The following is a 14386-nucleotide window of genomic DNA, read 5'->3' as shown; positions in this document are numbered from 1 at the left end:
GCCGACACGGAAGCGTGCCCTGCGGCGCCACGCGGCCCGTGCGCGGGGCGCATTGCCCCGCCCTGCCCGGGAAAGCGAATTCCACACGAAGCCCACGGTCCTCACACACCGGATCGGCGACAGAGGCTCGTTTACCCGCCTCTGCCGCCGATCGAAAACGCTGACGAACACGCATGCTCGGGCAATGTGTCACAGCGCGTCAAACATTTGGCGGAGCGAGTGATGTTGATCACGGATCGAATCGCCATCCCGCGCAGATAGCACGCCTACTGACCCAAAGGGTCTTCACAACTCACGCACGCACACATTACAAAGTAAGGGGAATCCCTTGGCGCGCCGTGGGGCAAACAGGGCCGAGCGCGAGGGAATTTGATGGGCTGTTGCCCCCATTTGCACGAGGCCGCGTCCGCACGGCGGGACGTGCCACCCGGCGGCGTACGCCTGCCGGTGCGGCGGCCGTCCCAGGGGGCGGCGTCGCGGTCGGCGCGTGGCCCACCCGTACGGGGATGGCGCCACCCGCCGTCATCGGCCATGCTTCCGCCCGGCCCTTCCTCCCGCCACGACCGTGCGCACGCGCGGTGCCGGATCGGAAGAAAGTCCATGTCAGAGCACTCGCAGTGAGGGTGCGGCGTCCGGCTCCGGGCGAGACCGAACCGAGAGAGGCCCTCAGCACCGTGAAACGTCTCCGCCCGCCCCGGGTGACGCCCCGCCGCGCCACGGCCGGTGTGGCCGCCCTGCTCGCCGCCGCCGTCACCGCCAGCCTGCTCGTCCCCGACGGGTCCGGGGGAGACACTCCCCGGGCGGACGACGCGCCCGCCACCACCACGGAGATCAGCGCCGAGAATTCCGCCAGGGAAGAGGCGCGGCGCACCGGGGAACGCGTGGAGGTGGTCGCGTTGCGCAACGCCACCTCCACAACTTTCGCGTTGCCCGACGGGTCATTCGAACTGACCGCCCACGCCGCCCCGATCCGGGCGAAGGTGAACGGCGAGTGGGAAAACATTAACACCGACCTCGCGGAAAGTGACAACGGTTGGACGCCGGTGGCGACTTCCGATCCGGTGCATTTCTCCGACGGCGGCAGCGGCGTTTCCGGAGCGGCGGCAGATTCCGCCAGGTCGGCGACCGTGTTCACGAGGAATGCGGTGTACTCCGCCGCACCGGCGGACGGACGGGCGGTCCCCGCCGCCGACACCGCGTACACCGACCTCGTCACGTTCACCAGCGCCGGGCACGAGCTGACCGTGGCGTGGCCCGGGCCGCTCCCCGAACCGGTCGTGTCCGGACCGACCGCCCTGTACCGGAACGTCTTCGACGGCGTGGACCTGATGCTCACCGCGCGGGACAGCGGCTTCAGCCACCTGCTGGTCGTGCACAGCCCCGAGGCGGCGGCCGGCGCGCCGCTCGCGGACATCCCCTACCGACTGACGTCCCCCGACCTGACGTTCCATCTCGACCCGGTGACCCAGGTGGTGACGGCCCACGACCCGGAGGGCGCGGAGGTCGCCGTCTCCCCCACCCCGTACATGTGGGACTCGGCAGGCACCCCGGCCGTCACCGAGGGGCCCGACCCGGAGCCGGTCGAACCGGCGGAGCCGACCGCGCCGCCGTACACCGAGGAGCCCGGCGAGGCGCCCGGCCCCGATCCGGAGCCGGACGTGCCGTCGGACGAGTTGGACACCGACGCCCCGTCGCCGTCCGACGACCCCGTCGAACAGGCGGCCTTCCGGGCCGACGGCGCCCCGTCCGCCGAGGACGTCCTGGCCCTGCCGAACCTGGCAGGACCGCAGCCCGGTACCCACGCCGCCGTCGGGCGGGTCACCCTCGCCGGTCAGGGGAGCACGTCCGCCGAGCTGACCGTCACGCCGGACGAGGAGTGGCTGACCGACGAGGAGACGGTCTGGCCGGTGTTCATCGACCCGTCCATCACCGGCAAGACCCGCAACTGGACGACCACGTACGAGAAGTACCCCGACTCCAGCTTCTACGACGGCGCCAACTACAACACCGGCACCACCGAGGCCCGCGTCGGCTGGGAGTCCACGACCGGCGGCCTGTCCCGCTCGTTCTTCCGCCTCGGCTGGACGTCCAGCATCCGGGGCGCCGACGTCACCTCGGCCAGCATCCGGCTCAAGGAGACCTACGCCTGGTCCTGTACACCGCGGGAGATGCAGGTCTGGCTCACCGGTGGCATCTCCTCGTCCACGACCTGGAACCGGCAGCCCGCCTGGCGGGAGGAGATCGGCGCCAAGTCGTTCGCACACGGCTGGAACTCCTCGTGCCCGGACGCGTACGTCACCTTCGACGCCCGGGGCGTCGCGCAGGACGCGGCGGACGGCGGCTGGACCGACTTCACGATCGGGCTGCGCGCGGAGAACGAGGGCTCGGCGGCGTCGTGGAAGAAGTTCAGCGCGGAGGGCGAGGCCGCCCCCAAGATCACCCTGGTCTACAACCGCAGGCCGAACGTGCCCACGGGTCTGGACATGAACCCGGGCCCCGGCTGCGACAACTCCGCGCCCTACCCGTCCATCGGCAGGCGCGACCTGATCCTCTCGGCCGCCTATGCCGACCCCGACGGCGACGAGGGGCACCTCGACTTCGAGCTGTGGCTCACCGGGGACGACCCACGGGACGTGGGGGCCGACGTCCGGCTGCGCAGCGGCCAGCGTGGGTCGGCCACCATCCCCGCGTCCCAGCTGGTGAGCGGCAGGGAGTACGCGTGGCGCGTCCGTTCGGTGGACTCCACCGGATCGGCGTCGGCGTACGCGGCGACCGGCGGCGTCTGCCGGTTCGTCTTCGACGGACGGGCGCCGAACCCGCCGCTCGTGACGTCGCAGGACTTCCCCGAGGCGGACGCCGACGGAACGGTCTGGTCGGTGAAGAAGTTCGGCAGCTCGGGGGCGTTCACGCTGACCCCGGACGGCGACCGCGACGTCACGGCCTACCAGTACAGCTTCGACTCGACCGGCTACGGCACGTCCCGCACCGTCGCGGCCGGGCAGCCGCTCACCGTCACCCTCTCGCCGCCCGCCGCAGGGCCGCACATCCTGCACGTCCGGGCGGCGGACAGCGCGGGCAACGTCTCCTCCGGCACGCGCTACCTGTTCTACGTCACCCCGAGGGACGCGGCGGACGGGCCGGGCGACGTCAACGGCGACGGCACGTCGGACCTGTTCGTCATCACCCCGTCCGGCAACCTGGGCATGTACGCGGCCTCCCGGGGCGGTGACATCCACACCAGTCTCAAGGCGGCGCACCTGGACGGCAGGCCCATCCAGGACATCCCCGGGATGGCGGGCTACTGGCGCAACCCCGACGGCACGCCCGTCCCGTTCACCCACGGCGGCGACGCGCTGCCGGGCGACGGCGTGACCGACATGTTCGCCCGCCTGCCCGACGGGCAGCTCTACCTCTTCCCTGGCGACGGCTACGGCAGCTTCGACGTCGGCCTGCGTGAGGCGGTCCGCCTGCCGTCCGGCGCCCCCGACCCGGCGGCGATCGTCCAGATGATCACCGGTGACTACAACCTCGACGAGCGGCCCGACCTGTTCGTGCGGACCACGGGCGGCGGCGTCTGGCTGCTCTCGGGCTACACCGGGGCCACGTTCACGGCGGCGCATCAGATCTCCGCCACCGCGGGGAACGGGCTCGACCTCGTCTCGCTGGCCGACTTCAACAAGGACGGGGCCCCGGACCTGCTCTTCCGTTCCCACGGCAGCGACCGGCTGTGGCTGCGGTACGGCATACGGGACGGTTCGCGCGGCTCCACCGTGGCGTCCCTCTCCTCCGCGGGCGGCTCGTTGAACGGGACCGACACTCTGTACGCCGAGGGCTGGTCGGAGACCACCATGCCCATCACCCACATCTACGCCGCTCCCGACGTCACCGGCGACGGGCTGCCCGACATCTGGAGTGTCGCGCCCGACGGGAGTGTGCGGCTCTACAGGGGCGGGGCGTCGGCGCTCGGTGCGGGGACGGTCGTGGTCAGCGCCGCCAGCGGGTGGCGGGACGGCCTGCTGGCCTTCGGCTGAGCCCCGCCGCCGCCGTTCCAGGACCGGGCCGGTCCCGGAGCGGCGGCGGTCAGGCGTCGGCCGTGCCGGGGTCGGTGCCGAAGTGGCCCGCGCCCTGGACCTGCGGGGGCAGCACCGCGCTGATCGCGCGCGCGGTCTCCACGACCAGCGGCGCCATCTCCTTCTCCAGGTCGGCGCGGCTGATGCGCTGCACGGACATCGAGAGGTTGACGGCCGCGAGGGAGCGCCCGTCCGTGCCGAACAGCGGGGCGGCGACGGAGCGGTGGTCGAGCGTGGTGCCCTGGTCGTTGACGGCGTAGCCGCGCCGCCTGGTCGCCTCCAGTTCGGCGAGGACGTCCGGCTTCGTGAGCGTCCTGGCGGTGAGCCGTTCCTCCTCGACCCGCTCCAGGATCGCGGCGATCTCCTCCTCGGAGCGCCAGGCGAGGATGGCACGGCCGAGGGAGGAGACGTGCATCTTCCCCGTCGAGCCGATGTACATGGTGCTGTCGGGATGCAGGTAGGAGGGGACGCGGCCGACGACGACCGAGTTCGTGCCGCTGGGGACGGCGAGCTTGATGTTCTCCTGCGTCCGGTTGCGCAGGTCCGTGAGGTACGGCTCGGCGATCTCCGGCAGGGTCATCGCGCCGAGGGTGGCGAGCCCCACGGAGAGCGCGCGCGGCCCGAGGCGGTAGCCCTTGGTGCCGGGGTTGCGGACGAGGTAGCCCGCCTCCACGAGGGTGTACCCGATGCGCAGGGCGCTCGGCTGGGTGACGCGTGCCGCCTCGGCGACGTCCTTGAGCGTCAGTTCACGCCGCAGCGGCCCGAAGGCGTCGAGCACGGCGAGGCCACGGGCCAGCGCCTCGATGTGGTACGAGTGCTTGGCCGCGGGCGCGCCCTGCGCCTCGCCGGTCTGCGCTTTTCCGGTCCGCGGCACGTCGGCCCTCCCAGGCTGGTTTTGTGGTGCGAAACATACTGACGCTCACTGTAACGTGCGGGGGTGGCGCCGGTCACTCCCAGCGGCGGTCGGTGCCCGCCCGCGTCCCGAGGACGGCCGCCGCGACCGCGTCGGCGAGCGGCGCGACGTCCCCGGGCGCCAGCGCCGAGACCGTCAGCCGCAGGCCGGGCGGCGCCTCAAGGCGGAAGCGCGCGCCCGGCGCGGCGACCCAGCCGCGCTGGGACAGCGCCGCGACGGCGGCCGTCTCGTCCGGCACGGGCACCCACACGTTCATGCCGCTGCGCCCCGTCGCCCACACACCGCGTCCACGGAGGGCGGCCACGAGGTCGTCACGCCGGGCACCGTAGGACGCGGCGACCACGGCGGGATCGACGGCGCCGCTGCCCCACAGCCGCTCCACCGCGTCCTGGAGCAGGTGGCTGACCCAGCCGGGCCCGAGGCGCTGCCTGCCGCGCACCCGATCGACGGTGACGCCGTCCCCCGTCCACACCGCGAGCCGCAGGTCGGGGCCGTACGCCTTGGCCGTGGAGCGGACGAACACCCAGCGGCGGCCGTGACCGGCGAGCGTGTGCAGGGGCTGCGTGACGATGCCGAAGCCGTGGTCGTCCTCGATCAGCAGGACGTCGGGGTGCGCCGCCAGGACCGCGCGCAGCCGTGCCGCGCGCTCGGCACCGACGGCGGCACCCGTCGGGTTCTGGGCGCGCGCGGTGACGACGAGGGCGCGGGCGCCGCGCTCCAGGGCCTGCGCGACGCGCTCCGGCAGCGGCCCCTCCTCGTCCACGGCGACGGGCACGGGCCGCAGGCCGAGCGCGGGCACCAGGTCGAGGAGGCTGCCCCAGCCCGGGTCCTCGACGGCGACGGCGTCGCCCGGCCGCAGCCAGGCGGCGAGGGCGCGTTCCACGCAGTCGAGGGTGCCCGAGGTGACGGCGACGGGCCCGGCGGGCACGGCGTCGCGGTCGAACGCGGCCCGCGCGGCGCGGGCCAGGCCGGGGGCGACGGGCGGGGCGCCGTAGAGGACGGGCGCACGGTCGGCGCGCTCGGCCGCGGCGGCCAGCGCGGGGCCGAGCGGGGGCAGGAGGGCGGGGTCGGGGTTGCCCTCGGACAGGTCGCGGGCGCCCGGCGGGACGGTGACGCGGGCGGCGTCGCGCGGCGCGGACGCGGGGCGCGCGCGGACGCGGCTGCCGCGGCGGCCCGCCGTCTCGATGACGCCCCGGTCGCGCAGCAGGCGGTAGGCGGCGGCGACCGTGTTGGCGTTCACGCCGAGCCGGGCGGCGAGGTCGCGCAGCGGCGGGAGGGCGGCGCCGGGGACGAGCGCCCCGGTGGCTACGCCTTGTTCGACGCTGGCCGCGATCTCGGCTGCGCCGCGCCCTTCGACCGTATATTCTCCTAGCACAAACCACATATTGCACTAGTTCAAACAGCCCCGCAAGGTGGACGCGCGGGGCGGGAGGGAAACCGATGCCTGACACACCGCAGGGCGACAGCTATCCGCGCACCCCGCGCACCACCCCGACCAGGGGCCGCGAACGGGCCACGTACGACCGCGCGCTGGTGCACGCCGTCCTCGACGAGGGCTACGTGTGCCACCTGGGGTTCGTCCGCGACGGCGCGCCCGTCGTGCTCCCCACGCTCTACGCGCGCGTCGGCGAACGCCTCTACCTCCACGGGTCCACCGGCCAGCGCCCCGCCCGCGCGGCGGCCACCGCGCCCGACGGCCTGCCCGTCTGCGTGACCGTCACCCACATCGACGGCATCGTCCTGGCCCGCTCGGCGTTCCACCACTCCATCAACTACCGCTCGGTGGTGGTGCACGGCGTCGCCCGCCAGGTGACCGACCCGGCCGAGCGCGCCCTCGGCTTCGACGCCACGGTCAACCAGGTCGTCCCCGGCCGCGCCGCCGACTGCCGGCCGGGGAACGCCAGGGAGCTGGCCGCCACGGCGCTGCTGGCGCTCGACCTGGCGGAGGTGTCCGCGAAGGTGCGCACGGGCGGGCCGAACGACGAGCCGGAGGACCTGGACCTGCCGCACTGGAGCGGCGTCCTGCCGGTGCGCACGGTGTACGGCCCGCCGGAGCCGGTGGACGACGGGGCGAACGGGCACGCGGACCGGGACGCGCAGCCCCCCGCGTACCTCACGGCGTACGCCAGGCGCTGACCGCGCGCGGGCCCGCACCGGTGGGGTCGCGACTTCCGTGCGTCCCGGGGGCCGGGGCAGGGCAGCAGGAAGACATGCGTGAAAGCGGACGGCCCGCCCGCCGCGGCACCCCGCGGCCGGGACCGGGCACACGACGGCGGTGGAACCGCCGGTTCCGCCGTGACGTCGAATCCGCGAGCGCCACGGAGAGACCCTCCGCTCAGTCGGTTCCCCCACACGAAGGACCATCATGGCCGTTCACCACCGGCGTCCCGCCGCACTGACCACCCTCGCCGTCCTCGCCCTGTTCGCCGCGGCCGGATGTGCCGAGGACCCCGCCGACTCGTCCGCCACGGCGGACCCACCGGCCTCCTCGGAGAGCCAGGACGCCTCCCCCACCACACCGCCCGCCCCCGACGAGGACGACACGGCCACCGACCCGGGCGGCGCGCCCGAGGACGGCGGCGACGACCCCGCCGGTACCGCAGGTGGCGCCGGGGCGCCCGCGTCCGACTGGTGCACGAGCGACGCGCTGACCGCCGAGATCACGGGCCTCGACTCGGGCGCGGGCCAGCGGTACGCCGCGCTCGTCCTGACCAACACCTCCGACACCGCCTGCCGCACCGAGGGCTGGCCGGGGCTCCAGCTCGTCGCCGAGAACGGCGAGGAGCTGCCGACCACGACGGTGCGCGACGACTCCGAGGAGGCCGCACAGCTCACGGTCGAGCCGGGCGCCAGCGCCTGGGCCCAGCTGCACTGGACCGTCGTCCCGGGCGAGGACGACCCGGCGGACGGCAGCTGCGGCCCCGACCCCGCGGGGGTCGGCGTCATCCCGCCCGACGAGTACGACGCGACCGACGCCGCCTGGGATCTCGGCGCGGTGTGCGGCGCGGGCACGATCGAGGCGCTGCCGCTGGCCCTGGGCAGCGGCCCCGGCGCCTGACGCCCGCCCCCGCCTGCGCCGCCGACGTGCCGGGCCCTCACCAGGACCGGCGCGTCGGCGGCTCAGGCGGTCGGCAGCCAGCCGACACGGCCCGCCAGCAGCGCGTACCCGACGAAGGCGACGATGTCGATCAGCGCGTGCGCGACGACCAACGGCATCACCCGCCCCCAGCGCCGGTACAGCCAGACGAAGATCACGCCCATCGCGACGTTCCCGAAGAACCCGCCGATGCCCTGGTAGAGGTGGTACGAGCCGCGCAGCACCGAGCTGGCCACCAGCGCCGCCACCGGGGACCAGCCGAGCTGCTGGAGGCGGCGCAGCAGGTAGCCGACGACGATGACCTCCTCAAGCACCGAGTTCTGCACGGCGGAGGCGATCAGGACCGGGTACTTCCACCACTCGTCGGGCAGCGACTCGGGCACGACGGTCAGGCTGGCCCCGGCGGCGTGCGCGCCGAGGTAGAGCAACAGCCCGCTGCCCCCGATCCCCGCCGCGACGAGCGCGCCCCACCCCAGGTCGGGCAGGGGCCGCCGCAGGTCGAAGCCGATGCCGCGCAGCCCCGCCCCCTCGTACGCGCCGCCGCGCTCGCGCAGCAGCAGGTGGGCGACGAGGGCGACCGGCACGAGGGCGGTGCTGATGCCGAACAGCTGCCAGGCCAGGTCGAGCCAGGGCCGGTCGGGCGCGCGGGAGCCGTTGAGCGTCGCCGCGTGGTCGCTCAGGCCGCCCGGCCTGGTGAGCACGCCCGTGAACGAGATGACGGCGCTGATCCCGCTCGCGCCGAGGGACAGCGCGAGCACGAGCAGCAGCTCGTGGCGCAGCACGCGCGGCGGCGCCTGGGGCGCCTGCGGCGCCGTACCCGGCGGACGCGCCTCCCGTGGGGTGGTGTCCGCCGCGCGGCCCGCCTCCGGCATCGAGCCCACTCCGTCTCCTGTCCGGCGCGCCGGGGCCGCCGTGCGTGCGCGGCCGGTGCGCGGCGCGGTCAGGCGCCGTCCGGCCAGGTGTGCACGGGGGCGTCCGTACGCGACAGTTCGCAGTACCGGCGTACGAGCCCGCGCAGCGCGCTCGTACGGTCCGCTCCGTCCGCCACCAAGCGGTGGTAGACGGCAGTCTGCCAGCCCGCGCCGGTGACGCGGCGGCGGCACCGTCCCTCGATGACGCCGAGGTAGCGGTCGCGGTCGGCCGCGGCGACCCCGGCCGAGGCCAGTCCCTGTTCCGCGAGCGGCAGCAGGCGGTCGGGGATCAGCTCGTACGCCGGGCGGGCGCCGTCGCCCGGCCAGACGAGGCGGGCCTCGATGCCGTGGCGGCACGCCTGGTCGAAGTTGCGCTCGGCGTCGGCGAAGGCGAGGTGGTTCCAGACCGGGTCGGGCTGGTCGGCGAGGGCGCGGACGAGGCCGTGGAAGAACGCGGTGTTGGCGACGGTGTCGGTGACCGTGGGGCCCGTGGAGAGGATGCGGTTCTCGACGCGCAGGTGGGGGACGCCGTTCGCGATGCCGTAGACCGGGCGGTTCCAGCGGTAGACGCTGCCGTTGTGGAGGCTCAGCTCGGCCAGCTCGGGGACGCCCCCCGCGTCGAGGACGGCGAGGGGGTCCTCGTCGGACAGGACGGGCAGCAGGGCGGGGAAGTAGCGGGCGTTCTCCTCGAAGAGGTCGGCGGCCGAGGTGATCCAGCGCTCGCCGAACCAGGTGCGCGGCCGTACGCCCTGGGCGGCCAGCTCGGGCGGGCGGCTGTCGGTGGCCTGGCTGAAGAGCATGGGCCTGGTCTCCTGCCACAGTTCGCGGCCGAAGACGAACGGCGCGTTCGCTCCGACGGCGATCTGTGCTCCCGCGACGGCCTGGGCGGCGTTCCAGACGGCGGGGAAGCGTCCCGGCGTCACCTGGGTGTGGAACTGGACGGAGGTGCAGGCGGCCTCGGGCGCGATGGACTCGAAGGACCGGTCGAGGGTCTCCGTGCCGGTGATGGCGAGGGTGATGGCCTCGCCGCGCAGGGCGAGTATCTGGTCGTTGAGCAGGGTGTAGCGGCCCTCGGGCGAGAGGGTGCCGGGGCCGACCTGGTGGGGCTCGATCGTCGGCAGGACGCCGGTGAGGACGAGTTGGGCGCCGAATTCCGCGGCCGTGCGGTCGGCGTATCCCACGGCGACACGCAACTCTTCGGCCATATCGTCGAAGACGCGCCCCGACAGGTGATGCGGCGGCATATTGAGTTCGATCGTGAATTTACCCAGCTCGCTCTGGAAATCCTGGGTGGCCATTCGCGCGAGGAGGTCGCTGTTCACCATGCACGGCGCCCCGTCCGAATCCGCCAGGCACAACTCCATCTCCAGACCGATCATGTCCCGCGGTCCTTCGAAACGTTCTTCGCCCAGCATGCGCGTGAACGCGTCGAGACACGCGCGCAGGCGGGCACGGAACCGCTGCCTCGCGGTCAGGTCGAACCGGTCGGCCACGACTTCCGCCCCCATGGGACACCTCCTGTGTCGAACGGTGTACCGATACTGCCCGCGTCCCGGGAGACCTAACACGTCCCGTCAGGCGACCGGCACCTCACCCCGGCATATTCCAGGGGAAGAATCGCCCCGCGGGCCCCCCGCCCGGCGTCCTGTTTTGTTCTTGCCGAAACATCCGGGGTCGGCTACCTGAAACATGACGAGAACACCCGGAGGCTAATATTCCTCCACGGCGTGTCTCCTGTTAAGAGGCGACCTACTCCAAAGCGAGAGGCGACCCATCATGCCCTTGAACATCCCCGCGGTACCCGCCGGCGCGGAGGCCAGCGTCCTGGACGCGCTCCGCCAGCCCGCCGTGTGGCTCCCGCTCCCGTTGCAGCGCCACCGTGCGTCGCTGCGACCCGTGCTCCCCCTGCCCGTGCACGAGCTGGCCCCCGTCACGGGCCTGACCGTGCCCCCGCGTTCCCGGCTCGCCGGGTGGCGCTTCCTGCTCGACCACGACGGCGTGACCGTGGGCGGAGCCCAGACCGATCTCACCGCGAACGGCTGGGAGTTCTCCCACTTCTCGACCGGGCCCTTCATCGCCTCGACGGCGCGGGCCGTGGCGCTGGCGGAGTCGATGACGACTCCCTACCAGCCGCGGCTGCTGTCCGTCCCCGAGCTGTACATGGTCACCCTGTGGCTGCACGCGGACCCGGGCGCCGCCCCGGCGTCCGGCAGCCCGGAACCGCAGGACCTGCTGGTGCCGCTGGCACCCGCGCCGCCCGGCATCGCCGCCGAGCGTCCGACCAGGACCGACGCGCTGCTGCCGTTGCTCACGAGCCGCGTGGCGCCGCTGGGCCTGGCGAGCTGACCGGGCCGGGGGACGCGCGGGGCTACCGTCGGCCGCGCGCGTCCCCCGGTGCCGTGCCAGGGCGCCGGACGCGCCGTCAGCCCGCGTAGTCCTCCACGGGCGGGCAGGAGCAGACGAGGTTGCGGTCGCCGAAGGCGCCGTCGATGCGGCGGACCGGCGGCCAGTACTTGTCGTGTCCCGTGCCGTGCCCGGCGCCGAGCCCCGCGCCGCCGGGGAAGACGGCCTCCTGCCGGGTGTACGGGTGCGGCCACTCCCCCGCCGTCTGCTCGGCGGTGTGCGGGGCGTTGCGCAGCGGGTTGTCGTCGCGCGGCCACTCCCCCGCGCCGACCCGGTCGATCTCCGCGCGAATGGCGATCATCGCGTCGCAGAAACGGTCGAGTTCGGCCAGGTCCTCGCTCTCGGTCGGCTCGATCATCAGCGTGCCCGCGACCGGGAACGACATGGTCGGCGCGTGGAAGCCGTAGTCGATCAGCCGCTTGGCGACGTCGTCGATGGTGACGCCGGTCGCCTTGGTGAGCGGCCGGACGTCGATGATGCACTCGTGCGCCACCAGACCGCCTGGACCGGTGTAGAGCACCGGGTAGTGCGGCTCCAGGCGCCTGGCCACGTAGTTGGCGGCCAGCACCGCCGACTGCGTGGCGCGGCGCAGGCCCTCCGCGCCCATCAGCCGGACGTACGCCCAGGAGATCGGCAGGATGCCGGCCGACCCCCAGGGCGCGGCCGAGACAGGTCCCGTGCCGCCGCCCTCCGGCCCGGCGGCGGGCTGGAGCGGGTGGCCGGGGAGGTGGGGCGCGAGGTGGGCGCGGACGGCGACCGGGCCGACGCCGGGACCGCCGCCGCCGTGCGGGATGCAGAACGTCTTGTGCAGGTTGAGGTGTGAGACGTCGGCGCCGAACCGGCCCGGCCTCGCCAGGCCGACGAGCGCGTTGAGGTTCGCGCCGTCCACGTAGACCTGGCCGCCCGCGTCGTGGACGGCGGCGCAGATGGCGGCGATGTCCTCCTCGAACACCCCGTGCGTGGACGGGTAGGTGACCATGAGGACGGCCAGTTCGTCGCGGTGCCGCTCGATCTTGGCGCGCAGGTCGTCGGCGTCCACGTCGCCGTTCTCGCCGGTGGCGACGACGACCACGCGCATGCCCGCCATGACGGCGCTCGCGGCGTTCGTGCCGTGCGCGGAGGAGGGGATCAGGCAGACGGTGCGCTGCGGGTTCCCTGCGGCGCGGTGGTAGGCGCGTACGGCCAGCAGACCGGCCAGCTCGCCTTGCGAACCGGCATTGGGCTGGAGGGAGACGGCGGCGTAGCCGGTGATCTCGGCGAGCGTGTCCTCCAGTTCGCGGATGAGCGTCAGGTAGCCCTCGGCCTGCTCGACGGGCGCGAACGGGTGGAGCGCCGCGAACTCCGGCCAGGTGACCGGCTCCATCTCGGTCGTCGCGTTGAGCTTCATCGTGCAGGAGCCCAGCGGGATCATGCCCCGGTCCAGCGCGTAGTCGCGGTCGGACAGGCGGCGCAGGTAGCGCAGCATGGCCGTCTCGGAGCGGTGGCGGTGGAAGACGGGGTGGGTGAGGTACGCGTCGGTGCGCAGCAGCCCGGCGGGCAGGGCGTCGCCGGTGCGGGCGTCGAGGGCGTCGAGCGGATCGGTCCCGTCCGCGGGGGCGGGGAGGCCGAACGCGGCCCGGACGGCGGCCAGATCGGCGCGGCCCGTGGTCTCGTCGCAGCTGATGCCGACGTGGTCGGCGTCGGTGAGGCGCAGGTTGACGCCGGCCGCGCGGGCGGCGGCCACCATGTCGGCGGCGCGTCCAGGCACCCGGGCGGTCACCGTGTCGAAGAACCGGTCGTGGACGATCTCCACGCCGCCCTCGCGCAGCCCGGCGGCGAGCAGCGCCGCGTACCGGTGGGTGCGGCGGGCGATGACGGCGAGCCCGTCGGGGCCGTGGTAGACGGCGTACATGCCCGCCATCACGGCCAGCAGCACCTGCGCCGTGCAGATGTTGCTGGTGGCCTTCTCACGGCGGATGTGCTGCTCGCGGGTCTGGAGCGCCAGGCGGTACGCGGGGTGGCCCGCCGCGTCACGCGAGACGCCGACGAGGCGGCCCGGCAGGCTGCGGGCGTACGTGTCGCGGACGGCCATGAACCCGGCGTGCGGGCCGCCGAAGCCGAGGGGGACGCCGAACCGCTGGCTGGAGCCGACCGCGATGTCCGCGCCCAGGTCGCCCGGGGACGTCAGGAGCGTGAGCGCGAGCAGGTCGGCGGCGACCGTGACGACGGCGCCGAGCCCGTGCGCGGCCTCGACGACGGGCCGCAGGTCGCGGACGGCGCCGGACGCGCCGGGGTACTGGAGCAGGACGCCGAAGACGCCGCGCTCCGCCACGTCGGCCGGGATGCCGTCGGACAGGTCCGCGACGACGACCTCGACGCCGGTGGGCTCGGCCCGGGTGGTGACGACGGCGACGGTCTGCGGGAGGCAGTCCGCGTCCACGAGGAACACGCCGTCCTTCACCTTGCCGACGCGGCGGGACAGCGCCATCGCCTCGGCGGCGGCCGTGCCCTCGTCCAGCAGGGACGCGCCCGCCGTGGGCAGCCCCGTGAGGTCGGAGACGACCGTCTGGAAGGTGAGGAGCGCCTCCAGGCGGCCCTGGGAGATCTCGGGCTGGTAGGGCGTGTAGGCCGTGTACCAGGCGGGGTTCTCCATGACGTTGCGCAGGATGACGGGCGGGGTGAACGTGCCGTGGTAGCCGAGGCCGATCATGGGGCGGGCGACGGTGTTGCGGTCGGCGAGGGCCCGCAGGTCGGCGAGGACGGCGGCCTCGTCGCGGGCGGGCGGCAGGTCCAGGGCCTCGGTGGCGCGGATGGCCTCGGGGACGGCGGCGGCCGTCAGGTCGTCCAGGGAGCCGAAGCCGACCTGGGCGAGCATCTTGGCGACGTCGCCCTCGCCAGGACCGATGTGACGGTCGGCGAAGGGGCTCGCCTGTTCCAGGCCGGTGAGCGGGGTACGGCTGACGGTCATGTGCGGAAGGCTCCTCACGGGTCGCGGCGACCTCGGGGTACCGGG

The 14386-nt window shown here is 74.1% G+C and carries 9 protein-coding genes; 4 read left to right on the top strand and 5 right to left on the bottom strand.

Features of this window, described 5'->3' with window-relative positions:
- Window positions 1-674 precede the first annotated feature (674 nt).
- Entirely contained in the window at window positions 675-4031 is a 3357-nt protein-coding gene (locus IF27_RS09120; RefSeq protein WP_190232876.1) for an FG-GAP-like repeat-containing protein, read from the top strand.
- A gap of 49 nt (window positions 4032-4080) precedes the next feature.
- Here IF27_RS09120 and IF27_RS09115 read toward each other — a convergent pair whose 3' ends face one another.
- Window positions 4081-4944 (bottom strand): IclR family transcriptional regulator, encoded by an 864-nt coding sequence (locus tag IF27_RS09115; RefSeq protein ID WP_052848918.1) that lies wholly within the window; start codon window positions 4942-4944, stop codon window positions 4081-4083.
- A 73-nt stretch (window positions 4945-5017) separates the two neighbouring features.
- Window positions 5018-6358: an aminotransferase class I/II-fold pyridoxal phosphate-dependent enzyme gene (locus IF27_RS09110; protein ID WP_052848917.1), complete on the bottom strand. Its 1341-nt coding sequence runs from the start codon at window positions 6356-6358 to the stop codon at window positions 5018-5020.
- Between the two features lie 65 nt (window positions 6359-6423).
- On the opposite strand from IF27_RS09110, the gene IF27_RS09105 reads away from it, so the two are divergent.
- Together IF27_RS09105 and IF27_RS09100 are read left to right on the top strand one after the other, a co-directional pair.
- A complete protein-coding gene (locus IF27_RS09105) occupies window positions 6424-7119 on the top strand; it encodes a pyridoxamine 5'-phosphate oxidase family protein (RefSeq protein ID WP_052848916.1) in 696 nt (231 codons plus the stop codon).
- Window positions 7120-7348: 229 nt separating this feature from the next.
- Window positions 7349-8041 carry a DUF4232 domain-containing protein gene (locus IF27_RS09100; protein WP_052848915.1) on the top strand — a complete coding sequence of 231 codons (693 nt, stop codon included), beginning with the start codon at window positions 7349-7351 and terminating at the stop codon, window positions 8039-8041.
- Between the two features lie 62 nt (window positions 8042-8103).
- Here IF27_RS09100 and IF27_RS09095 read toward each other — a convergent pair whose 3' ends face one another.
- Entirely contained in the window at window positions 8104-8952 is an 849-nt protein-coding gene (locus IF27_RS09095) for a CPBP family intramembrane glutamic endopeptidase (protein WP_110945724.1), read from the bottom strand.
- A 68-nt stretch (window positions 8953-9020) separates the two neighbouring features.
- Window positions 9021-10499 carry a glutamate-cysteine ligase family protein gene (locus IF27_RS09090; RefSeq protein WP_052848914.1) on the bottom strand — a complete coding sequence of 493 codons (1479 nt, stop codon included), beginning with the start codon at window positions 10497-10499 and terminating at the stop codon, window positions 9021-9023.
- A 268-nt stretch (window positions 10500-10767) separates the two neighbouring features.
- Here IF27_RS09090 and IF27_RS09085 point away from each other — a divergent pair, with 268 nt between their 5' ends.
- Window positions 10768-11337 carry a hypothetical protein gene (locus tag IF27_RS09085; protein WP_052848913.1) on the top strand — a complete coding sequence of 190 codons (570 nt, stop codon included), beginning with the start codon at window positions 10768-10770 and terminating at the stop codon, window positions 11335-11337.
- Window positions 11338-11413: 76 nt separating this feature from the next.
- On the opposite strand, the gene gcvP is transcribed toward IF27_RS09085, so the two are convergent.
- The gene (gene gcvP / locus IF27_RS09080; RefSeq protein WP_052848912.1) at window positions 11414-14341 is read right to left on the bottom strand and encodes an aminomethyl-transferring glycine dehydrogenase; all 2928 of its coding nucleotides are present in this window, start codon (window positions 14339-14341) and stop codon (window positions 11414-11416) included.
- Window positions 14342-14386 lie beyond the last annotated feature (45 nt).

The organism is Streptomyces avicenniae (genome assembly GCF_000719135.1).
Lineage (GTDB): Bacteria > Actinomycetota > Actinomycetes > Streptomycetales > Streptomycetaceae > Streptomyces > Streptomyces avicenniae.
Note: the sequence above shows the minus strand (reverse complement) of the source record. Positions and strands in the feature narration are given on the sequence as shown.

Bases quoted from the DNA above. Each gene is read 5' to 3' on its own strand.
- IF27_RS09105 (WP_052848916.1), top strand. From the start codon at position 6,424: ATGCCTGACACACCGCAGGGCGACAGCTATCCGCGCACCCCGCGCACC.
- IF27_RS09100 (WP_052848915.1), top strand. From the start codon at position 7,349: ATGGCCGTTCACCACCGGCGTCCCGCCGCACTGACCACCCTCGCCGTC.
- IF27_RS09095 (WP_110945724.1), bottom strand. From the start codon at position 8,952: ATGCCGGAGGCGGGCCGCGCGGCGGACACCACCCCACGGGAGGCGCGT.
- IF27_RS09090 (WP_052848914.1), bottom strand. From the start codon at position 10,499: ATGGGGGCGGAAGTCGTGGCCGACCGGTTCGACCTGACCGCGAGGCAG.
- IF27_RS09085 (WP_052848913.1), top strand. From the start codon at position 10,768: ATGCCCTTGAACATCCCCGCGGTACCCGCCGGCGCGGAGGCCAGCGTC.
- gcvP (WP_052848912.1), bottom strand. From the start codon at position 14,341: ATGACCGTCAGCCGTACCCCGCTCACCGGCCTGGAACAGGCGAGCCCC.